The sequence below is a fragment of the Zoogloea sp. genome (assembly GCF_028689785.1).
GTDB lineage: Bacteria > Pseudomonadota > Gammaproteobacteria > Burkholderiales > Rhodocyclaceae > Zoogloea.
On record NZ_JAQVCN010000025.1, the window covers coordinates 27232 to 49300 of the forward strand.

Sequence of the window (22069 nt, forward strand, 5' to 3'; positions counted from 1 at the left end):
ATCCGCCGAAGAGCCAGTGTTTACGCCACAAACTGCAGGCGGGCCAGGCGTGCGTAAAGCCCGTCGGCGGCAATCAGATTTGCGTGACTGCCTTGCTGGATAATGCGCCCTCCATCCATCACCACGATCCTGTCGGCCTTCTGCACGGTGGCCAGGCGGTGGGCGATGACCACCGTGGTGCGCTGACGCATCAGGCCGTCGAGAGCCTGCTGGACCATGCGCTCGCTCTCTGCGTCGAGGGCCGAGGTGGCTTCGTCGAGGAGCAGCAGCGGCCGGTCGGCGAGAATGGCCCGGGCGATGGCAATGCGTTGGCGCTGCCCCCCGGACAGGCGTACGCCGCGTTCGCCCAGGTCGGTGTCGTAGCCCTGGGGCAGACCGGTGATGAACTCGTCGGCGAAAGCAGCGCGGCAGGCTGCCTGCACTTCGTCGAAGCTGGCATCGGGGCGGGCGTAGCGCACGTTGTCGGCTACGCTGGCGGCGAAGATCACCGCCTCCTGGGACACTAAGGCGATGTGGCGGCGCAGAGTCAGCGGGTCGGCTGCGGCCAGGGGCACGCCGTCGATGGCGAGTTGGCCGGCCTCCGGGTCATAGAAGCGCAGCAAGAGCTGGAAGACGGTGCTCTTGCCCGACCCGGAGGGGCCGACTAGCGCCACTGTCTCGCCGGGTTGCACCACCAGGCTGAAATCGTCGAGGGCGGGGGTGTCGGGCCGGGAGGGGTAGTGGAAGCGCACGCCGTCGATGGCGATGGCGCCCAGGGCCGGGGCCGGGAAGGGGCGAGGCTGGGCCGGAGCCTGGATCGCCGGCGCGGTGGCGAGGATCTCCATCAGCCGCTCGGTGGCGCCTGCCGCCCGCTGCAGCTCACCCCACACTTCCGACAGGGCACCGATGCTGCCGGCCACGATGGCGGCGTAGAAGACGAAGGCCGACAGTTCGCCCGCCGTCAGGCGACCAGCCAGCACGTCATGCCCGCCCACCCACAGGATGAAGGCGATGGCGCCAAACACCAGCAACAACACCGCCGCCACCAGCTTGGCCCGGCTGGCGACACGCTGGCGGGCGGTGTCGAAGCTGCTTTCCACACGGCGTCCGAAATCCTGCCGGTCGGCATCCTCGTGGCCATAGGCCTGGACGATGCGGATCTCGTGGATGGTCTCGTCGATGCGGTTGCCCAGCTCGGCCACCCGGTCCTGGCTCTCCCGGGCCAGCTTGCGCACCTTGCGCCCGAACACCACGATGGGCGTGACCACCAGGGGCACGCCGGCCAGGGTCAGCAGAGTGAGCTTGATGCTGGTGGTAAACAGCATCACCAGCCCGCCCACCAGCAGCAGGACATTGCGCAGGGCGATGGACAGGCTGGAGCCCACCACGTTCTCGATCTGGGTAGTATCGGAGGTGAGGCGCGAGATCACTTCACCGGTGCGACCGGCTTCGAACCAGGCCGGGGGCAGGCTCAGCAGATGGTCGAAGACCCGCCGCCGGATATCGGCGGTGACCCGCTCCCCCAGCCAGGAGACGTTGTAGAAACGCAGATAGGTGGCCACGGCGAGCAGCACGATAACGCCGAACATGGCCGCCAGGCTACGGTCCAGCCAGGCCGGGTCGCCTGCCGAGAAGCCCTTGTCGATCACCATGCGCAAGCCTTGGCCCACCGCCAGCATGGCCCCGGCAGCCAGTATGAGGGCGATGGCAGCGGTAATCACCCGCCGCCGGTAGGGCGCGAGGAGGTGGAGAAGGGCGCGGGCGGGATGGGTAGGCATGGGATGGCAGAGAAGATGGGAAGACGGGATTCTATGTGCAACGCACAATTGGTCGGTAAGCTATGGCTCTTCAATAACTGAACAGTTCCGCTGACATGCTGCCCTCTTCCCCAATGACGGCAGGGGTGACCCTGTTGATCGTCCTGTTGTTGTTTGCCACCGCCTTCGCCGTGGGCCGTGGGCGCCACAAGTATGGCGTTGCTGCGCCCGCCGTGACCGGCCACCCGGTTTTCGAGCGCTTGTACCGGGTGCAGATGAACACCCTTGAATGGGCCGTGATGACCTTGCCCTGCCTGTGGATTGCCGCCACTTACGTGAGTGATGTTGGCGCGGCAGGCCTGGGCCTGGTGTGGTGGCTCGGTCGCATCGCCTATGCCCTGGCTTACGCTGCCGATCCGGCGAAGCGGGCCCGTGGCTTCACCGTAGGGGCGCTGGCCTTTGGGGCCCTGGGGCTGATGGCCGGGGGCGGAGTGATCTGGCAGCTGATTGGAGCATGAGCATGAAACGCGTTTCCTTGGCTGCACTGTTTCTGGCCGGATATGCGCTTCCGGTCCATGCGGCGCCAACCCTGCCGGCCATGGGGGCCCGGGGCGATGCCGTCACCGTGTCGGGAATTTCGTCGGGTGGCTATATGGCGGTGCAGTTCCAGGTGGCCTTTTCGAGCCTGGTCAAGGGCGCCGGGGTGCTGGCGGCGGGGCCCTATGACTGCGCCGAGGGCAGTACCTGGCGTGCCCTCAACAACTGCATGACGCCCAAGAGCTGGGCGCTGCCGCCGACGCCCGAGTCCATCAAGCCGCGCATGGAGTCCCGTGCCCGGCTGGGTCTGATCGACCCGCCTACCGGGCTGGCCGACGACAAGGTGTGGGTGCTTACCGGGGGTGCCGACCACACGGTGGAGCGCCCCGTGGTGGATGCACTGGTGGCTTTCTACCGGCAGTGGATGCCCGCCGGGGCCATTCGCCTGGTGCCTTTGCCGGATGCGGGCCATGCCATGATCTCGGTATCCGATACGCGGCCCAATGCCTGCGCCACCTCGGAGCCGCCCTTCATCAACCGCTGCGGTGACTTCGATGCCCCGGGAGAACTGCTCGGCCATCTGCTCGGCCCGCTGAAGCCCAAATCCACAGGGCGTCCCGAGTCGCTGGTGGCCTTTGACCAGCGCCCCTTCATTGCCGGCCGGCCTGTGGACATCAGCATGGCGGAGCAGGGTTTTGCCTATATTCCGGCCGCCTGCCGCTCGGGGGGCTGCCAGGTGCACGTGGCTTTCCATGGCTGCCGCCAGAGTGAAGACCAGGTGGGACGCCGTTTTGTGGAGGGCGCCGGCTACAACGCCTGGGCAGAGAGCAACCGGCTGGTGGTGCTCTATCCCCAGACGGTGGCCCGTAGCGGGCCGGCGGCGGGTTCTCTGCGCTGGGTGTACAACCCGAAAGGCTGCTGGGACTGGTGGGGCTACGCCTCCCTAGATTACGCCACCCGCAACGGACCGCAGATGGCCGCGGTGCGCAAGATGGTCGCCCGTCTGGCCGAGGCGCGGGAGCGCCCCAATTGAGGTCATGGGAATGAACCTGATTCCGCGGTTTCTCTCTCTGAAACCATGATGCTGGATGGAAGGTCTGTGGGGTCGAGTTCATTCGACCGCGGACTTCCGCTCAACGGCTTGCCGTAATTTCAAGCCCGGAGGTCGAGTAAATTCGACCCCACAGGAGATGCTACTTCTCGACGAAGGCCCGCTCAATCACGTAGTCGCCGGGGGCGCCGATGTGGGGCGAAATCTTGAAGCCGCGGGCGTCGAGCATCTTGCAGCAGTCGTCGAGCATGGCCGGGCTGCCGCAGATCATGGCCCGGTCAAAAGCCGGGTCAAGGGGCGGCAGGCCGGTGTCTTCGAAGAACTTGCCGGTAGTGATCAGGTCGGTGACGCGGCCCTGGTTGCGGAATTCCTCGCGGGTCACCGTGGGGTAGTACACCAGCTTGTCCCGGACTTCCTCACCGAAGAACTCGTTCTGGGGCAGGTAGTCTTCGATGAACTCGCTGTAGGCCAGTTCGGACACATAGCGCACGCCGTGGAGGAGCACCACCTTGTCGAAGCGCTCGTAGGTCTCCGGGTCCTGGATCACGCTCATGAAGGGGGCCAGGCCGGTGCCGGTGGAAAACAGGTAGAGGTTGCGGCCGGGCAGCAGATCGTGGAGTACCAGGGTGCCGGTGGGCTTCTTGCTGATCACGATGGGGTCGCCAGGCTGCAGGTGCTGCAGGCGCGAGGTCAGGGGGCCGTTGGGCACCTTGATGCTGAAGAACTCCAGGTGCTCTTCATAGTTGGGGCTGGCGATGCTGTAGGCGCGGGTCAGGGGGCGGCCTTCCACTTCGAGGCCGATCATCACGAACTGGCCGTTCTCGAAACGCAGGCCAGCGTCGCGGGTGACCTTGAAGCTGAAAAGGGAGTCGTTCCAGTGGTGGACGGACAAAACGGTCTGGGTACTCAGTTTGCTCATGACAGGGCGTGCTCGGGTTGGCGTTGATTTGCCCATTTTAGTGAGCGCAGTCAATCTGTAAAATGGATTGTATTGATATATGTATTCCATTTTACAGATATGAAATACACCCTGCGCCAGCTTGAGATCTTTCTCGCCGTGGCCCGCCACGAAAGCGTGTCACGGGCTGCGGAAGAGCTGTCCCTGTCCCAGTCTGCGACGAGCACGGCCCTGGGCGAACTGGAGCGGCAGTTCGACACCCAGCTTTTCGACCGTATCGGCAAGGCCCTGCGCCTCAATGAGCTGGGGCAGGTGGTACAGCCCCACGCGGTGCAGCTCATCGAGCATGCTCAGGAGATCGAAGGCATGCTGGCCCGGCAGACCGACTTTGGCCCCCTGCAGATCGGCGCCACCCTGACCGTGGGCAATTACCTGGCCACGCTGATTGCTGCCGATTTCCTGCGTGACCACCCAAGCGCCCGGGTGAGGCTGACTGTCCACAATTCGGCCACCATCGTCCAGCAGCTGATCCGCTATGAGCTTGATCTGGGGCTGATCGAGGGGAGCTGCCGTCATCCCGACCTGCTCGTCGAGCCCTGGGTGGAGGACGAACTGGTGGTGTTCTGTGCGCCCGGGCATGTCATGGCCCATGGCCGCCCGGTGGACACGGATGAACTGGCTGGGCAAGACTGGATTTTGCGGGAGATCGGCTCGGGTACCCGTGAGACCTTCGATCAGGCGCTACGGCATTTCTCCGGGGAGGTGAAGGTGCGCCTGGAGCTTGAGCATACCGAGGCCATCAAGCGCGCTGTGGAGAGCGGCCTGGGCATTGGCTGCATATCGAGGCTTGCCCTGCGCGACGCCTTTCGCCGGGGCAGCCTGGTGCCCATCGATACGCCGCAACTCGACCTGCGTCGTCAGTTCCAGTTTGTGACCCACCGGCGCAAGTACGTGACCGCCGGCATGCGGGAGTTCATCGCCCTGTGCCGGAAGATGACCGCGGGAGTGACGCGCAGCGACCTGATCGACTTGCCCTACGTTCCCTGAGTCCTCCAACCCTTGTGGGAAAGTCTCCGGGAATTCACACAGAGCGTGGGCAAGCCTGTGGACAAGATGTGGGGGGCGCTGTCATCTACCGGACACATAAGGGAATTTTGTTGCTGCCTAAAAATAGGGCAATTCTGTTGATTCAGTGGCTTGAATAGTTTTTATCTATTCACAAAAATCCGGGGATAAGTTGTGAATAAGCTGTGCGGCGGTGCAGCATTGCATTGATATTAAAGAAAAAAGACGCTCTGCCACAAAATGGGGCAGGGCTTGTCCAGTGTGGTGCGGGGGCAAATTGTCCCCATGGGGCGTGGGCAAGGGTGTGGACAAACTGTGGGGTTGGGCGGCAAGGCCTTCACCCGTAAGGCTTTTGTTTGGCTGCCTAAAAAATAGGCAGCGGGGTGGCGGCATCTTCCGGGGCGGGGCGTCTGGCCTTTGCTAGAATCCGGGCCACTCCTGCTTTTCCGGCTTGTACCTCCTATGACCTCTCCCGTCCGCTACACCATCCAGGCCGTCCATCCCGCCGCGCATCTGTTTGAAGTCAGCCTGCAGCTCGACGCCCCGGATCCGGCCGGGCAGGTGTTCACCCTGCCAGCCTGGATTCCCGGCAGTTACATGATCCGGGAGTTCGCCAGGAACATCGTCAGCCTGTCGGCCAGGGCTGGCCGGCAGGAGCTGGAGGTCACGCGACCCGACAAGCACACCTGGCAACTGCCGGCGGGCATCCAGGGCCCCGTGAGCCTGCGCTACACCGTATATGCCTGGGATCTGTCGGTGCGCACGGCCCACCTCGATCAGACCCACGGCTTCTTCAACGGCACCAGCGTCTTCCTGTGTGCCCGCGGCCATGAGGGGCGGGCACACCTGGTGGACATCCGCCCCCCGGTGGGCATGGAGGACGCGGGCTGGCGGGTGGCCACCAGCCTGCCCGAGGCCGAGGGCGAGAAGGGCGCAGCCGAGCGTTACGGCTTCGGCCTGTACCGGGCGCCGGACTACGATGCCCTGATCGATCACCCGGTGGAAATGGGGCGCTTCAGTCTGGCCGAGTTTGATGCCTGCGGGGTGCCCCATGCGGTGGCCATCACCGGCCGCCATGACTGCGACCTGGGGCGCCTGGTGGAAGACCTCAAGCCCATCTGTGAGGCGCAGATCCGCCTGTTCGGCGAACCGGCGCCGATGGACCGCTACGTGTTCCTGGTCATGGCGGTGGGGGACGGCTATGGCGGGCTGGAGCACCGGGCTTCCACCGCCCTGTTATGCAGCCGCGCCGATCTGCCTTACGTGGGTATGGACGCGCCGGGCGAAGGCTATCGTCAGTTTCTGGGCCTGTGCAGTCACGAGTACTTTCACACCTGGAATGTCAAGCGCATCAAGCCGGCAGCCTTCGTGCCCTACGACCTGTCCCGGGAGAACTACACCCGCCTGCTGTGGGCCTTCGAAGGCTTCACCTCGTACTACGATGATCTGATGCTGGTGCGCAGCGGGCGTATCAGCGTGGCCGATTACCTGGGGCTGCTGGGCAAGACCATCACCCAGGTGCACAAGGGCAGTGGCCGCCGCAAGCAGAGTGTGGCCGAGTCGTCCTTCGGGGCGTGGACCAAGTATTACCGTCAGGACGAGAACAGCCCCAATGCCATCGTCAGCTATTACACCAAGGGTTCCCTGGTGGCCTTGCTCCTCGATCTGCGCCTGCGCGTGGAAAGCGGGGGTGCTCGCAGTCTCGATGATCTCATGCGGGCCCTGTGGCAGCGCCATGGCCAGACCGGGGTGGGGGTGGCCGAGGATGGCCTGTTTACGTTGGTAGCGGAGCTGGGCGGTGAGGAAACGGGCCGCTGGCTGCAGGCCCTGGTGGAGGGTACCGATGAACTGCCCCTGGAGGCCTGGCTGAAGCGGGTGGACGTAGGCCTGGCCTGGGAAGCCGCGGCAGCGGCGCCCGGCCTGGGCGCACGTACCGCGGCCGAGGGTGATGCGCTGCGCCTGGCCAATGTCTTCGATGGCGGTGCCGCCCAGGCGGCGGGCCTGTCGGCGGGGGATGTGCTGGTGGCCCTGGATGGCTTGAAGGTGAGCGCGGGCAATCTGGACAAGCTGCTGGCCCGCCGCCTGCCGGGTGAGGTGGTGGAGATCCACGCCTTCCGCCGGGACGAACTGATGCGTTTCGAGCTGAGCCTGCAGGAGGCGCCCCGGGATACGGCCAGGCTGAGCCTGGTGGAGGAGGGTGGCAGCCCGGCGCACCAGGCGCTCAGGGAGGCCTGGCTGGGGCGTTGAAACCCCTGCTGTCCTCGTCGGGCGGGTTTGGGCTCGCTTAGAGGAAGCGGTCGGGGGTCAGGCGCAGGCCGAAGGAGAACCAGCGGTTATCGGTCGGGCCGTGCAGTTCGCGCCCGAAGGTGGCGTCCACCTGGATGCGCTCCGGCACGATGGCGAAGCGGGCGCCCGCCTGCCAGAAAGGGCCGTTGCGATTGTCGCCGAAGGCCTCGGCAATGGCCGTGACCCGCGTGCTTACGTGAAACTCGCCGCCCACACCCCAGGTCAGGCGGTGGTCGCAGCTGGCCTTGTCTTTCAGCCAGCCCAGGTTGTGGTGGATAACAACTTTGTCGTCGGCGAAGGAGAAGGAAACCGGCACATAGACGAAAGTGTTGCCGAGCAAGTTGGGACCGGGGTTGATGTCCGGATGCTGCACACTGCCCGCGGCCAGCCCCCAGCCCCAGCCATTGGTCTCCAGGGGGCGAAAGAGCGTCTTGAACTGGAACATGTAGTCCCGGGTGGCGTTCTCGCCGCTGTTTTTGGCGTGCCCACCGCCGAAAGTGAACTCCAGGTTGCCCCATGGGTTGCAGGCCGGCAGGGCCCACACTTCACGGCTTTCGGGATAGACCCGCATCCAGCTCTCGAGCTGGCAGCTGCCGGCGGTGGTCATGCGGGCGTCGTCGGTCACGAAGGGGCGGGCGGCCAGGGCGGGCAGGGCGACGGCCTGGAGCAGGCCCAGCAGGGCGATTCTTTTCATCGTGTGAAGCGTAAGGTCGGTCTGTTATCCCGTCGTGACAGGGTGGGCCCCGTTGCGCGAGACGACGTGCAGGTAGGCGCCGAACAGCAACGCAGCGGCCACGTTGCTGAGCACGCAGGCCTGCCAGAAACCGGCCACCCCCTGGGGGGGCAACAGGCTGCCGAGGCCGTGGTAGGCCAGCCCGTAGCCTCCGGCCAGGCCGATACCCCAGAAACACAGGGTGTGCACGAGCATGGGGCCGAAGGTGATCTTGTAGCCACGCAGGGCATGGGCGGCGACAGTCTGGATGGCGTCGAAGAACTGATACAGGCAGATGTAGATCACCAGAGACACAGCCAGGCTGTTCACTGCCGGATCGGCGGTATAGGCCGCCATCAGCCCATCCCGGAACACCCAGGCGACGATGCTGACCAGGGTCGACAGGCCCGTGGCCAGCAGGATGCCGACCCGTGCCGCCTGCCTTGCAGCATGCCCGTCCCGGGCGCCGAGGGCCTGGCCGACCAGCACCAGGGTGGCAATGGCCAGGGCCAGGGGCAGCATGTAGATGAGGGCCGACAGGTTGCCGACGATGCGGTGTCCGGCCACCACCGTGGCGCCGAGCCGGGCCACCAGCAAGGCGATCAGGGTGAAGGCGGTGATCTCGACGAAGCTGGAGAAACCCATGGGTAGGCCGAGGCGCAGCAGTTCGCCGATGGGCCCGGCCTGGGGGCGGGACCATCTGGAGAACAGCGGATAGGCCGTATAGGCCGGGGAGCGCAGCACGTGCAGGCCGGCACACAGCAGCGCCAGCCAGCCCATGCAGGCACTGGAGACGGCACAGCCGGTGCCCCCGAGGGCGGGGATGCCCGGCAGCTGTCCGTTGATCAGGGCCCATGAGAGGGGGATGTGCACGCCAGTGGTGGTCAGGCTGATCACCATCAGCACCCGGGTGCGGCCCAGAGCGTTGGTGAAGGCGTAGAAGGTGCGGTAGAGCAGCACCGCCGGCAGCCCCCAGGCGATTGTGGACAGGTAGTCCCGGGCGCCGGCCTCGACTTCCGGGCTGATCTCGGAGATCTGCATCAGCCAGTCCGGGTGGCGCAGGAACAGCACCGCGGGGATGGTCAGGCCCAGGGCCAGCCAGAAGCCCTGCTGCACCGCCGGTGCGATGGCGTCCTTGCGTCCGGCACCCACGTGGTGGGCCACGGTGGGGGAGACTGCCTGCAGGATGCCGACCATCAGCATCACGATGGAGATGTAGATGCCACTGCCGACGGCTACGGCGGCCAGATCAGTGGTGCCATAGCGACCGGTCAGGACGGTGTCGCTGACCATTTGTGTCATCGACGACAGCTGGGCGATCAGCACCGGCCAAGCGAGGTCGATGATGCGACGGGCGAGGCCGGGTTGGGCAGTGGTGTGGCTCATGAGGGGAGTGTAACGACTCGCAGGCGCACGGAGCGCGGAAGGGATGATGGAGAGCGTTGACACGCTTCCATGGGTCGAATTCATTCGACCGCGGACTTTGACCAGAGGCGTGCCGGTCATTGGCGTGCGCAGGTCGAATAATTTCGCCTTCACGGGCGCTTCAGCCGCCGTAGGTGCAGTTGGAGCGCCCTTGTCGTTTCACTCGTAGGGTGAAACGGGCTTGTTCACATGCTTTCAGTTGAAGTAGCCGTGGATAAACCAGCCGTGGGGAGGCTGACGTTCCTGGAAGATCCACACCAGGCAGTCGTCGTGACTGCGGGCGACGAAGTAGTCCCGATTGATGGTGGCCGCGGGCCCGTCCCACCAGCCGGCCTCGATGCGTTCTGGGCCTGTGAGCAGGCTCTCTGCTGCAGGGCGGGCGATGGGCCGAGGTGTGGCCAGCAACCATAGGGGGCGGGGCGATGAGGGCAGGTCGAGGGGGCCGGTGGGGGCAGCATTGCTGGTGGGAGAAGGATCAATCCAGCGCCAGGCCCGTTCGGGGCGGTGATCTGGATGGGGGGCCAGGCAGCGTACGGCATCATGGCCCAGACGGGCGCGCAGGGTAGCGAGAAGCAGGCCCGGGTCGCCCTGCTGTCCGTCGTCGCCATCGAAGAGATCGGTGCGGGGTGGAGTGAGCGGGTTGGGGTTGTCGGCTTCCAGACGCAGGGCATCCACGGGGGCAGGCAGGGGGTTGCGGGTAAGGTGCTCGCGGGCCAGCAGTTGACAGCGGGCCATGTCCTGGGACAGGGCGCCGAGAACGATCTCGTGGGGTTCCTCGTAGCCTTCATGGCCCTGGTAGTGGCGTTCGTATTCGAGTACCAGGGTGAAGCGCTCCAGCCCGGCCTGACGGGCGTCCAGCCAGCCGGAGAGGCCGGCCAGCAGGCGTCGCACGCCGAACAGCAGGGTGTCCACCTGGTCGGTAGGGGCTGGCAGAGGCAGGCGGGCGACGTAGCGTTCAGGGGGCACGAACCATGGGCGTGGGTCGGGGATGCGGGCGTAGGCCCGATCGAGCTGTGCGGTGACGGCTCGGGCATGACGTCGCGCCAAGCCGCTGCGGGGCAGGCGCCGCACGTCGGCCAGCACACGGGCGCCGATGCCGGTGAGCAGGTCCAGGCTGGCTGGTGTGGCCGGTTCGGCGCCATCTGCCAGGACTGCCAGGGGCAGAGGGTCGAGGGCGGAGGCCAGGCCGGCGTGAGTGTCGATCTGACTTCCCGGGGCACAGCGGGCCAGCCAGCGGGCCGCCAGCGGGGTGGGTGCGACGGCCAGTTGCCCGACAAAGCCGAGCTCTCCCAGGGTATCTCCGATGCGTGTGCAGAGGGGCGTGAGCCCCCCGAACAGACGCAGGCTGGGCTGTACTTCGAGCAGCAGGGTGTCGGGCGGGTCGAGGCTGATGCTGGAGGTGAAGCGACCAGCCCAGGTGGCGATATCGATCAGGGCGGCTCTTTCGAGGGCGGGGGCACGCTCCCGCAGGTGCAATCCGGGAGCTAGGGCCAGAGCACTGGCGCGGCCCATCCCTGGCTCCACGCCGCATGCCATTGCCGTTGAATCCGCAGCCACCACGCGGAGTTGCGGGCGGGGGCCGAGAATGGCCAGCGGTGCGGCTTCACTGCGCCCCCGCGTGAAGACCTGCAGGGCCAGATCGGGCAGGACGAGGGCGCACCAGAGCATGGACGGAGGCGTTGATGTTGGAATGGAGGCGGGAGGGCGGCGCGGCCGATGTGGGCAGATCGGGGCGGGGCATGACGCCGGGCCAGGGCAGCGGGAGGTGCAGGGGAGCGGCCAGCAGGGGGCCGCGGCGCTTGAGGACTCGGACCTGGAGCCCCCCCTGGTCGGCACGTAGTGCCAGACGCAGTACGGCCGGGGATGCCTGGCCCGCGACTTGGGCAGGGCGCAGCAGAATCAGGGGGGTGGCGCTGTCTTCAGCGGCCAGTTGCAGGCGGCGCAGGGCGGCCATGTCGGCCTCGGCCAGCCACAACAGAACGACCTCGCAGCTGCGTGAGGCCAGGGCCTGACGGCAGGCCCAGCGGGCATGGGCCGGGCTTTCCGCGTGCACCAGCAGCAGGCGCTCAAGGGGGACGCCGGCAGCGGCGAGGGCCGGGGCGTAGGGCAGGCCGGGCGGGGCGATGCATACCCCCCAGCGCCCGGCGGGAACGTTGCACAACTGGGGAAGCAGGAGCCCCAATTCACCTACGCCGAAGTGGGGGATCAGCAGTTCGGTCAAGGCTCCAGGGGGCCATCCGCCCCCGGGCAGCACGGCGTCCAGGGGCGGGTAGCCGGTGGGGCGCCCGGGGGCAGCCTCGGCGGCAAGCCGGTCCCCCCGCCAGACCAGGTGATCGAGGGCGGCCAGGGCGCTGGCAGAGAGAGGTGCCGGGGTGGCCATGGTGTTGGAACGCGGGGGGCGAGGAGCTCAGAGGGACTCGGAGCGGATCAGGCCGACGGCGAGGCCTTCGATTTCCAGGGGCGAGCTGCGGGTGTCCACCACGATGGGTTCGAATTCCGGGTTGGCGGGGAGCAGCTCGACGATGGGCCCCTTGCGGGCCAGGCGCTTGACGGTGACTTCGTCCTCCACCCGGGCGACGACGATCTGGCCGTTGCGGACTTCGCTGGTGCGGTGAACCGCCAGCAGGTCGCCGTCGAGGATGCCTGCATCGCGCATGCTCATGCCGCGTACCTTGAGGAGGTAGTCGGCACGGGGGGAGAACAGGCCGGGGTCAAGCTGGTAGCGGCCCTGGACGTGTTCGGCGGCGAGGATGGGGCTGCCGGCGGCGACCCGCCCGATCAGGGGCAGACCGAGGGCTTCCATCAGGCGGATGCCCCGGGCACGGCCTTCTTCGAGGGTGATGGCGCCCTTGGCGGCGAGGGCGCGGAGGTGGGTTTCCGCCGCGTTGGGAGAACGGAAGCCGAAGGCGGTGCAGATCTCGGCCCGGGTGGGCGGGCGGCCCTCCTGCTCGACGGTGTCGCGGATGAGCTGCAGGATCTCCTGCTGACGGGGGGTGAGCATGTCTGACATGGGGACTCCTGTAGGGTTTGTGTAATTTTATACAGGTTTTCGGCAATCGCAAGTTGTCGCATCCTTGCGCAAAGGCGCAGCGGGCCGTGATAAACGTCAAACACGGACCATAATTCCCTTGAGCCCCCGGCCCCCATGGGCTATCCCTTCAAGGACGCAGGCTAAAAAGCGCGCCGCCGCCGTGGCGGCCGAAACACAAAAAAGACAAGAACAGAGAACAGCGCAAGTCGTATCGCCCAATCAGCAAGGGTTCAATCCAGAGCCCACAGCCCCCGGAGGAGATCTTCATGCATGTCAGCCCCCAACACGCTTCGGGTAGAGTTCTCAAGGCGGCTCGGTTAGAATCCCCAGCCGTGCCGACCGAGCCCCGCGAAGGCGAGCCGGCCCCGCTCTTTTCCCTGCCCGATGCCGACATGGAGATGTTCGATCTGGCGTCGGTGCTGGGGTCCCATCATGTGGTCCTGTATTTCTACCCCCGTGACAACACTCCCGGCTGCACGCGCCAGGCCATCGATTTCAGCGATCACGATGCCGATTTCGAGCAGGAGAAGTGCATCGTGGTCGGCATAAGCCCCGATGACTGCCTGACGCATGCGGATTTTCGCGATGAGCATGGTCTGTCGGTCGAGCTGCTCTCCGATGAAGAGGGCGAGGTGTGCAGGCTCTACGGGGTGTGGCAGTCGGCGCTGGTGAATGGGGTCATGAAACGCAATGTGCGCCGCTCGACCTTCATCATTTCTGCCGATGGGGTTTTGCAGCACGTACTGCACGATATCAATCCGCGCGGCCATGCCGCCGAAGTCTTCCAGCTGATCAAGCAGCTCAACTCAAGGAATGTAAATGGAAATCGCCAAGAACACGGTCGTCACGCTTAACTACACGGTCACCGATCCGGACGGCAACATGATCGACGACGGTCAGCACCCGCTGGTGTATCTGCATGGCGGTTACGACGGCATCTTTGCGGTGATCGAGGAAGCCCTGCACGGCAAGAAGGTGGGCGACAACACCAAGGTCAAGCTGCTGCCCGAAGATGCTTTCGGCGAATACGACGAAGAGCTGGTGCTGGTGGAAGAGGCTTCCCTGTTCCCCGACAATATCGAAGTCGGCATGTCCTTCGAGCGTGTCGGTGAAGATGGCGAAGAGGATGTGGTCTATCGCATCACCGACATCGCCGACGGCAAGGTGGTCGTGGATGGCAACCATCCCCTGGCCGGTACCGCGCTGATCTTCGACATCACCGTCAAGGAAGTCCGCAGCGCCAGCGCCGAAGAGATCGGCCATGGTCATGTGCATGGCGAGGGTGGTCACCACCACTGAGGGTAGGAGAGCAGGTTCTGCCCCCCCGTGGTCAGGCATCTGGCGCGGGCCGCATGCGGGGCAGGATCTCCTTCCATCGTTTGCCTCAACGGCCCCGGGTGTCATGCAGACATGATGTCCCGGGGCCGCACTTGAACGGGCCGCAGCGCGGTCCGTTTTCTTTGCGATGAACAGACTGGACAAGGATGGCCCGGCCCTTCTGAGTGTTGAAGGGCTGCGGATTGAGCTTGGACCCCGGAGCAAGCCGGTGCGTCCCGTGGATGGCATCAGCTTCGAGGTGCCCGCCGGCCGGACCCTGGCGCTGGTCGGTGAATCCGGCTGCGGAAAATCCATGACGGCCCTGGCCTGCATGCGCCTGCTGCCGTCCGGCGGACGCATCGCCGAGGGTAGCGTCCGGCTTGGCAGCGAGGCCTTGCAGGATCTCCCCGAGACGCGCATGCGCGACATCCGTGGCAAGCATCTGGCGATGATCTTCCAGGAGCCGTCCACCAGCCTCAATCCGGTGATGACGGTGGGCGACCAGATTGGCGAAGTGCTGGTCCGGCATCGGGGTCTCCGCGGCCAGCCGGCCTGGGACGAGGCCGAGCGCCTGCTCGACGCGGTGGGTATCCCCGATGCCCGGCGCCGCCTGTCCGAATATCCCTTCCAGCTTTCCGGCGGCATGAAACAGCGGGTGATGATCGCCATCGCCCTGGCCGGTGATCCGCGGCTGCTGATTGCCGACGAGCCGACCACCGCCCTGGACGTGACCATCCAGGCCCAGGTGCTGGATCTGCTGGCCGAGCTGCAGGCCCGCCGCGGCATGGGCATGCTGCTGATCACCCATGATCTGGGCGTCGTCTCGCGGATGGCTCACCGGGTGGGTGTGATGTATGCCGGCGAGCTTGTCGAGACCGGTGACCGGGAAGATTTCTTCAGCAAACCTCTGCATCCTTATTCCCGCAAGCTGTTCGCGGCGCTGCCCACGCCGGCCCAGCGCGGCCGGGCTCTGGAAACCATCGCCGGGCAGGTTCCCCGCCCCGGGGAGCGCCAGGATGGCTGCCGTTTTGCGGAGCGTTGCCCGCAGGTCCAGGCGCATTGCCGGGGTACTCCACCAGCGCTGCACAGGGTGGGGCGGCAGACAGTGCGCTGCCATCTCTACGACCCCAATGGCCGCATGGCCTGGGTGCAGACGCCTCCGCGTGCCTCTGCGCCGGAAGCCCGCCCGGTGGAGGCCGGCAAGGTGCTGGATATCGCTGCCCTGCAGGTTCACTTCCCTGTCCGCAAGGGCTTGTTCCGGCGCGTGGTGGGGCATGTCAAGGCGGTGGACGGGGTCTCCCTGCAGGTGCCCGCGGGCGAAACCCTGGCCCTGGTGGGCGAGTCCGGTTGTGGCAAGACCACTGCCGGCAAGGCGCTCCTCAAGCTGGTGCCGGCCAGCGGTGGGCAGGTTCATTACGGTGCCCAGGAGCTTCTGTCCCTGCCGGCTGCCCAGTGGCAGCCCCTGCGGCGTGACCTGCAGATGATCTTCCAGGACCCCTTCAGCTCCCTTGATCCGCGCATGCGGGTAGGCGAGATCCTGGAGGAGGGGATGCAGGCCCTGGGGGTGGAGCCCGACGCCGCCAGCCGGCAGGCCCGGGTCGATGCGCTGCTCAGCCGGGTGGGTCTCGATCCGGCCATGCGTCACCGCTTTCCTCACGAGTTCTCGGGGGGGCAGCGTCAGCGCATCGCCATCGCCCGAGCCCTGGCCGTAGCGCCGAAGCTGATCGTCTGCGACGAGCCGACCAGCGCCCTCGACGTGTCGGTGCAGGCCCAGATCCTCAACCTCTTGCGGGAGCTGCAGGCTGAGTACGGGCTGTCGTATCTGTTCATCACCCATAACCTGGCCGTGGTGGATTACCTGGCCCACCATGTGGCCGTGATGTACCTGGGGCGTATCGTGGAGCGGGGCACGGCTGAAGAGGTGTTGCGGGATCCGCGCCACCCCTACACCCGCATGTTGCTGGCCGCGGTGCCGCGCATCGAGGCGGGCAGCCGAGTCGGTGTTCGGGGCGAGTCGACCCGGGGCGATATGCCCTCGGCCTTCAATCCGCCCTCCGGCTGCCATTTTCACCCGCGCTGCGAGCACGCCAGCGAGGTGTGCCGCAGTACCTATCCCGAAGAGACCCGCCTGTCGGACAGTCGGGTGGTACGCTGCCATTTCCCTCAGGTGATGCCAGTGGCGGTGTCCGCGTAAGGAGTGAGGTCGACGCCCCCGCACGCGGCACGCGCGAAAGCCTTACATCCCCAGATAGGCCGCCCGCACCTGTTCGTCCTCAATCAGCTCGCGGCCACTACCGGTCAGCGTGATGTTGCCGGTTTCCAGCACATAGCCCCGGTCGGCGATGGCGAGGGCTGAGAAGGCGTTCTGCTCGGCCAGGATGATGCTCATGCCCTGGGCTTTGAGGGTCTTGACCACGTTGAAAACCTCCTCCACCAACAGCGGGGCCAGGCCCATGGAGGGCTCGTCGAGCAGCAGCAGCTTGGGGCGGCCCATCAGCGCGCGGCCGATGGCCAGCATCTGCTGCTGGCCGCCGGACAGGGTGCCGGCGGGGAGCTTCCGCTTCTCCTTGAGGATGGGGAACATGGCGTAGATCTTCTCCAGGTCACCCTCTACCTGCTCCTTGGGCTGGGTGTAGGCACCCAGGCGCAGGTTGTCCTCGATGGACAGGGGGCCGAACACCTGGCGCCCCTCCGGTGACTGGCAGATGCCCCGGCGCATGCGCATGTCGGCGCGCAGCTTCGAGATGTCTTCCCCGTCGAAGCTGATCCGCCCGGCGCTCATGGGTTGCACACCCGACAGGCTGCGCAGAAAGGTCGTCTTGCCGGCGCCGTTGGCTCCAACCAGAGCCACGGTCTCGCCGCGTCGTACTTCCAGGGAGATACCCTTGAGGGCTTTGATGCGGCCGTAGCAGCTTTCCAGACCATCCACTTTCAGCAGCACCTCGGCGGCTGCGGCGGACGACTGCAACTCTCCGGCCGTGCTGCCGCCCAGGCCCACCGAGACAGGCGCCAGGCTGGCCACCTTGTGGAACAGCTCGCGGAATTCGGCCCGCGCGGCGCTACCAAAAATTGGGTCGTCGTTGTCGAGAAAGGCCGCGTCGATCTCGGCCCAGTCGGCGGGGGTGAGCACCTCCCGGGCAAGGGGGTAGATGTCCTGCTCCTCGGCGCGGATGTGGGCCTTCTGGTCATTCAGGTAGAGACGCAGGGCTTCGGTGAGGCCACCGACCGTGCTGCGCCCGGCTGCCGTGTCGGCCAGTTGCTGGCGCAGGGCGGCGAGGTTGTGGGGCGCGTTGCGGTGCTCGGCTTGCAGGCGGTCAAGGAGCGGGGTGGCTGAATCGCTGCGCAGGCGCAGCAGGCGGAAGAGGTGTTCGTCTTCCTTGCGGTGATGGCAACCGTCCATGAAGTGCTCGAAGTAGTCGAGCACCGAGGTGATGAAGGCCGGGTCGACCTTGTTGGCCTGCTGCATTTCCTCGATGACCTGATCGAGGGTGATGGCCAGGCGCCACAGGTTGCGGTGCTCATCCTTGATGATGCGGAGTGCTTCCATCTTTGTTCTTCCTTGGTCTCAGGCGTGGGCGCCCAGGTAGGCGGCGATCACGTCCGGGTTGCGGCGCACCTCGGCACCGGTGCCCTCAGCCAGTTTCTTGCCGTAGTCGAGCACCAGGATGCGGTCGGACAGGTTCATGACCATCTTCATGTCGTGCTCCACCAGCACGACGGTGATGCCCGAGTCCGCCACCTTGCGGACGAGGTGGTCCACCTCGATGGTCTCCTTGGGGTTGAGGCCGGCGGCCGGTTCGTCCAGGAAGATGACCCGCGGTTTCATGGCCAGGGCCCGGGCGATCTCCAGGCGCTTGAGGGCGCCGTAGGGCATGGCGTCGGCGCGGGCGTCGGCAAACTTGTCCAGTCCCACAAAGCGCATCAGCTCCAGGGCCTCATCCCGCAGCGCGGCGTCGCGCCGCCGCAGCCCCGGGAAGCGCAGGGCCGCCTTGATCAGGTTGCGGTCGAGCCGCAGGTGGGCGCCCACCATCACGTTCTCGATGGCGCTCATGTTCATGCAGATCTGCAGGTTCTGGAAGGTGCGGGCCACGCCCCGGCGGGCCAGCTCGTCTGGGGACCTGCCGCCGATGGATTCCCCGTCCAGGCGGATCTCGCCGTGGGTGGGCTTGTAGACCCCGGTGATCAGGTTGAATAGCGTGGTCTTGCCGGCGCCGTTGGGGCCGATCACCGAATAGACGATGCCGGCGTCGATGGAGAAGCTCACATCCTGCACGGCTTTCACGCCGCCAAAGTGGATGGAGAGATGGGTGACGTCCAGTAATGCCATGGTGTTATTCCCCTTTGCCCAGCTTCGCCGCCAGCGTCGGCACGAGGCCTTTGGGCAGGAAGATCATGCAGATCATCAGGATGGCGCCGAACACCACGGTCTCCCAGCCCTCGAAGGTGGCCAGGGCCTGGGGCAGGGCAGTGAGCAGCACGGCGCCCACGAGGGAGCCATACACCGAGGCCATGCCGCCGATCACCACCATGGTTACCAGCTCAATGGAGTGGAAGAAGTCAGCCAGGTTGGGGGTCACGAAGCCCACGTAATGGGCAGTGATGCTGCCCATCAGGCTGGCAAAGACCGCCGACAGCACAAAGATGGAGACCTTGTAGCGCACCACGTCCACGCCCACCACCCGGGAGGCGACCTCGGAGCCATGCAGCGCGCGCAGGGCACGGCCGAAGGGTGAGTCGATGAGGTTGAGGGAGGCCCACACGCTTACCGACAGCAGCACTGCCACTACCCAGTACCAGTGCTTGTCGCTGGACAACTCGAAACCAAACACACCGAAGGCCGGCACCGGCATGCCGTCGGGGCCGCCGGTCCATTGGGCCTCGTTGCGCAGGGCGATGCTGAGGATGATGCCCAGGCCCAGGGTGGCCATGGCCAGATAGTTGCCCTTGAGCTTGAAGATCGGCCGCGCCACCAGTGCAGCCAGCACGCCGGTGGCCACTGCGCCGGCCACCATTGCCAGCACCGGATGCCAGCCGAAGTGGGTGGGTAGCACCGCCGAGGCATAGGCGCCAATGCCCAGGAAGCCGGCATGGCCCAGGCTGATCTGGCCGGCAAAGCCGATCAGCAGGTTGAGCCCGAGCACGATGACCGCGTTGATGGCCATGCGGATGACCAGGTCGAGATAAAAGCTGTTGGGCAGCACGAAGGGCAGCACGAGGAGGATCGCGATGACGATGTAGAGCCCGTTGTAAGCACGGTTGCGCATGTTTACACCCGGTCGGTGACCCGGGCGCCAAACAGGCCACGGGGCATGAAGAAGAGGATGAAGAGGATCAGCACGAAGGGAATCGCGTCTTTGTAGGCCGACGACAGGTAGCCCGCGCCCATGGCTTCCAGGATGCCCACCAGCAGCCCGCCCACCACCGCGCCCAGCCCGTTGCCGAGGCCACCGAGCACGGCCGCCACAAAACCCTTGAGGCCCATCATGATGCCGGCGTCGTAGGAGGTGAGGGTGATGGGGGTGACCAGAATGCCGCCCAGGGCGCCCAGGGCAGCCGACATGGCAAAGCTCATGAACAGCACCCCGTTGGTGTTGATGCCCACCAACTCAGCCGCTACCCGATTGTAGGACGTGGCCAGCATGGCCTTGCCGGTGAGGGTGCGGTTGAAGAAATACCACAGCACCACCACCACGATGGCGGTGACGCCCAGCACCCAAAGGCTTTGCGGCATCAGGGTGGCACCGAGGATCTGGATGGGCTCGTCACCGGAGAAGGCCGGCAGGCTGTGGGTGCCCTTGCCGAAGATCACCGCAGTGAGGCCGCGGATCACCAGAGAGGCGCCGATGGTGATGATGATCAGAGTGACGGTCTCGGCCCCCTTGACCGGCTCGATGGCCAGCTTCTCGATAAGGATGCCGACGATGGCAGGCACCAGGATGGCCAGCACCAGCGCGGCAGGCAGGGGCAGGCCCGACTGGACGAAGAACACTGCCAGCATGCCGCCCAGCATGATGAACTCGCCCTGGGCAAAGTTGATCACGTTGCTGGCGTTGTAGATCAGCGTGAAACCAAGGGCGGCCAGTGCATAGGTGGCACCCACGGTGACGCCGGAGAAGAGGAATTGCAGGAACTGGGCAAGCATGATCACCGCCCCCCTGTCCGGCCGTTCTCGATTCGATGGTCCATGATGTCTCCTGTCGTGATTGTTGTAGGACGGATGACCAGCGCCTTTGAGGCGTGTTCTGTATTTTGTAATCGATTCTGTAAATTAGAAATGATACAAAATATCTAGTCAAGACAAAAATATGTATCGAAATGCCGTGGGCAAAAAAAAGCGCCGACACAGGTCGGCGCGGAGAGTGAAATGATAGGGAGAGGAGCTGCGCTGATCGGGTGGTGGTCGATGCGCTTAGCTTCAGTCGTCGGCGGGTGGGGCGTCCCGGGTTGAGCCCAGGCGACGGGAGAGGGATTCGGCGGCCCGTTTGAGTTCGGCAATCACGCTGCTGTCAGGGCCCATGTCCACCGAGCCCTCCACTCCCACGATGATCAGGCCCATGGTGAGTTCGTTCTTGAAGTTGAACACCGGCGCGGCGAGGGCTTCGACCCCCTTGACCATGTAATTGCCGGTGATGACGGCTACGCCGCGGGCCTCTACCTCAGCCAGCAGCGTGCGGGCGTCTTCGAGGGTTTTCACGCCCGGTGGAAGCCTTTTCTCGCTGACGAGTTCCTGCTGCAGCAGGGGGTCGATCTGGGCACGGGGCAGCCAGGTGGCAAACACCCGCCCGGCGGCCGAGTTGAGCAGGCTGAGGCGGGTGCCGGTGACCACATTCACCGTGATGGCCCGCCGCGGCCGCTCCCAGCGCACCACCACCGGGCCGCTGTCGCCCCACACGGCCAGGGCCGTGGTCTCGTTGATCTGGTCGCGCAGCTCGGCGATGGCCGCCATACCCACCCGCACCCGGTCGAGGCGGTCGATGGCGACTAAGCCGATGTTGAGGGCGAAAGGGCCCAGGTTATAGCGGGAACTGAGAGGGTCTTGCTCCACAAGGCCGGCCCGGATCAGGCTGACCAGGTAGCGGTGGGCCTTGGAGGGCGGCATCTCGGCGGCAGCGGCGATGTCCTTGAGCATCATCGAGCGCTTGCCGCCCACCATGGCCTTGAGGATGCCCATGCCCACTTCCAGGGACTGGACGCCATGTTTGCCTTCCAGCTCGTCACTCATGATGTCGGATTCTCGGGTAAGGTGATGGGTGTTACGCATTGAGTAATAGATTTCATCATAAGAAACCAAGTGTCAAGCCAAGGAGAGCATCAATCATGACAACAAGCCTGCGTGTATATGCCATCGACGGTATCGTTCCAGTGGTGCACCCCACCGCTCATGTCCACCCGTCCGCCGTGCTCATCGGTGACGTGATCGTCGGCCCGGGCTGTTACGTTGGACCCTGCGCCAGCCTGCGTGGCGATTTTGGCCGCCTGATCCTGGAGGAGGGCGCCAATATTCAGGATACCTGCGTCATGCACGGTTTTCCCGGTACGGATACGGTGGTGGAGCAGGACGGCCACATTGGCCACGGTGCGGTGTTGCATGGCTGCCGCATCGGCCGCAACGCCCTGGTGGGCATGAACGCGGTGATCATGGACAACGCCGTGATCGGCGAGTCCACCATCGTGGCGGCATCGGCCTTCGTCAAGGCCGGAGCGGAGATCCCGTCGCGGGTGTTGGTGGCCGGCATGCCCGCCAAGGTCATCCGCGAGCTCAGCGACGAGGAGATCCGCTGGAAGGGGGAGGGCACCGCCACCTACCAGGACCTCACCCGCCGTTGCCTCGCCACCCTGGTGGAGACCGCCCCGCTCACCGAAATCGAGCCCGATCGCAAACGCATCCACCTGCCCGACGTGGTGCCGCTGGTGGCGCTGCGCAAGAAAGAGGGCTGAGCCGGGAACGGCCGACGCGGCTGCTCTCCCGTGGGGTCGAATTCATTCGACCTCGGACCCGGATCAAAGGCAT

Annotated in this window: 20 protein-coding genes; 8 read left to right on the forward strand and 12 right to left on the reverse strand. The window is 65.7% G+C overall.

What is annotated here, in order from left to right; all coding sequences use genetic code 11:
* Positions 1-20 precede the first annotated feature (20 nt).
* The gene (locus tag PHI64_RS12430; RefSeq protein ID WP_299883118.1) at positions 21-1757 is read right to left on the reverse strand and encodes an ABC transporter transmembrane domain-containing protein; all 1737 of its coding nucleotides are present in this window, start codon (positions 1755-1757) and stop codon (positions 21-23) included.
* Positions 1758-1852: 95 nt separating this feature from the next.
* On the opposite strand from PHI64_RS12430, the gene PHI64_RS12435 reads away from it, so the two are divergent.
* Both PHI64_RS12435 and PHI64_RS12440 read left to right on the forward strand, forming a co-directional pair.
* Positions 1853-2254 carry an MAPEG family protein gene (locus tag PHI64_RS12435; RefSeq protein ID WP_299883120.1) on the forward strand — a complete coding sequence of 134 codons (402 nt, stop codon included), beginning with the start codon at positions 1853-1855 and terminating at the stop codon, positions 2252-2254.
* A gap of 2 nt (positions 2255-2256) precedes the next feature.
* On the forward strand, positions 2257-3306 hold the full coding sequence (locus tag PHI64_RS12440) for a poly(3-hydroxybutyrate) depolymerase (RefSeq protein WP_299883122.1): 1050 nt from the start codon (positions 2257-2259) through the stop codon (positions 3304-3306).
* Between the two features lie 160 nt (positions 3307-3466).
* Here PHI64_RS12440 and PHI64_RS12445 read toward each other — a convergent pair whose 3' ends face one another.
* A complete protein-coding gene (locus PHI64_RS12445) occupies positions 3467-4243 on the reverse strand; it encodes a ferredoxin--NADP reductase (protein WP_299883124.1) in 777 nt (258 codons plus the stop codon).
* Positions 4244-4342: 99 nt separating this feature from the next.
* Between PHI64_RS12445 and PHI64_RS12450 the strand changes: the two genes are divergently transcribed.
* Positions 4343-5269 (forward strand): LysR family transcriptional regulator, encoded by a 927-nt coding sequence (locus tag PHI64_RS12450; RefSeq protein ID WP_299883126.1) that lies wholly within the window; start codon positions 4343-4345, stop codon positions 5267-5269.
* Between the two features lie 480 nt (positions 5270-5749).
* Positions 5750-7534, forward strand: coding sequence for a PDZ domain-containing protein (locus PHI64_RS12455; RefSeq protein ID WP_299883128.1), 1785 nt, complete (start codon positions 5750-5752; stop codon positions 7532-7534).
* A 37-nt stretch (positions 7535-7571) separates the two neighbouring features.
* On the opposite strand, the gene PHI64_RS12460 is transcribed toward PHI64_RS12455, so the two are convergent.
* The 5 genes from PHI64_RS12460 to lexA form a co-directional block, all read right to left on the reverse strand.
* Positions 7572-8267, reverse strand: a complete 696-nt coding sequence (locus tag PHI64_RS12460; protein WP_299883130.1) for a hypothetical protein — start codon at positions 8265-8267, stop codon at positions 7572-7574.
* 24 nt (positions 8268-8291) lie between these two features.
* On the reverse strand, positions 8292-9671 hold the full coding sequence (locus PHI64_RS12465) for an MATE family efflux transporter (RefSeq protein WP_299883133.1): 1380 nt from the start codon (positions 9669-9671) through the stop codon (positions 8292-8294).
* 234 nt (positions 9672-9905) lie between these two features.
* Positions 9906-11378, reverse strand: a complete 1473-nt coding sequence (locus PHI64_RS12470) for a DNA polymerase Y family protein (RefSeq protein WP_299883135.1) — start codon at positions 11376-11378, stop codon at positions 9906-9908.
* Positions 11314-12090 carry a translesion DNA synthesis-associated protein ImuA gene (gene imuA / locus PHI64_RS12475; RefSeq protein WP_299883137.1) on the reverse strand — a complete coding sequence of 259 codons (777 nt, stop codon included), beginning with the start codon at positions 12088-12090 and terminating at the stop codon, positions 11314-11316. Before imuA ends, PHI64_RS12470 begins: the two co-directional genes overlap by 65 nt.
* 27 nt (positions 12091-12117) lie before the next feature.
* On the reverse strand, positions 12118-12720 hold the full coding sequence (lexA, locus tag PHI64_RS12480; protein WP_299883139.1) for a transcriptional repressor LexA: 603 nt from the start codon (positions 12718-12720) through the stop codon (positions 12118-12120).
* 287 nt (positions 12721-13007) lie between these two features.
* On the opposite strand from lexA, the gene PHI64_RS12485 reads away from it, so the two are divergent.
* The 3 genes from PHI64_RS12485 to PHI64_RS12495 all read left to right on the forward strand — a co-directional run bounded on the left by PHI64_RS12485 (position 13008) and on the right by PHI64_RS12495 (position 16252).
* Entirely contained in the window at positions 13008-13595 is a 588-nt protein-coding gene (locus tag PHI64_RS12485) for a peroxiredoxin (RefSeq protein ID WP_366945186.1), read from the forward strand.
* A complete protein-coding gene (locus tag PHI64_RS12490) occupies positions 13561-14040 on the forward strand; it encodes a peptidylprolyl isomerase (protein ID WP_299883142.1) in 480 nt (159 codons plus the stop codon). Before PHI64_RS12485 ends, PHI64_RS12490 begins: the two co-directional genes overlap by 35 nt.
* 166 nt (positions 14041-14206) lie before the next feature.
* On the forward strand, positions 14207-16252 hold the full coding sequence (locus PHI64_RS12495) for a dipeptide ABC transporter ATP-binding protein (RefSeq protein ID WP_366945187.1): 2046 nt from the start codon (positions 14207-14209) through the stop codon (positions 16250-16252).
* Between the two features lie 42 nt (positions 16253-16294).
* Here the strand turns inward: PHI64_RS12495 and PHI64_RS23605 are convergent, their stop codons facing one another.
* From PHI64_RS23605 to PHI64_RS12525, 5 genes are all read right to left on the reverse strand, one after another.
* Positions 16295-17605, reverse strand: a complete 1311-nt coding sequence (locus tag PHI64_RS23605; protein WP_366945188.1) for an ATP-binding cassette domain-containing protein — start codon at positions 17603-17605, stop codon at positions 16295-16297.
* Between the two features lie 18 nt (positions 17606-17623).
* Positions 17624-18385 (reverse strand): ABC transporter ATP-binding protein, encoded by a 762-nt coding sequence (locus PHI64_RS12510; protein ID WP_299883148.1) that lies wholly within the window; start codon positions 18383-18385, stop codon positions 17624-17626.
* A 4-nt stretch (positions 18386-18389) separates the two neighbouring features.
* Positions 18390-19322, reverse strand: coding sequence for a branched-chain amino acid ABC transporter permease (locus PHI64_RS12515; protein WP_299883151.1), 933 nt, complete (start codon positions 19320-19322; stop codon positions 18390-18392).
* Positions 19323-19324: 2 nt separating this feature from the next.
* Positions 19325-20200 carry a branched-chain amino acid ABC transporter permease gene (locus tag PHI64_RS12520; protein WP_299883154.1) on the reverse strand — a complete coding sequence of 292 codons (876 nt, stop codon included), beginning with the start codon at positions 20198-20200 and terminating at the stop codon, positions 19325-19327.
* Positions 20201-20473: 273 nt separating this feature from the next.
* Positions 20474-21280 (reverse strand): IclR family transcriptional regulator, encoded by an 807-nt coding sequence (locus PHI64_RS12525; protein WP_299883156.1) that lies wholly within the window; start codon positions 21278-21280, stop codon positions 20474-20476.
* Positions 21281-21375: 95 nt separating this feature from the next.
* Between PHI64_RS12525 and paaY the strand changes: the two genes are divergently transcribed.
* Positions 21376-21996 (forward strand): phenylacetic acid degradation protein PaaY, encoded by a 621-nt coding sequence (paaY, locus tag PHI64_RS12530; protein ID WP_299883159.1) that lies wholly within the window; start codon positions 21376-21378, stop codon positions 21994-21996.
* Positions 21997-22069: the final 73 nt, after the last annotated feature.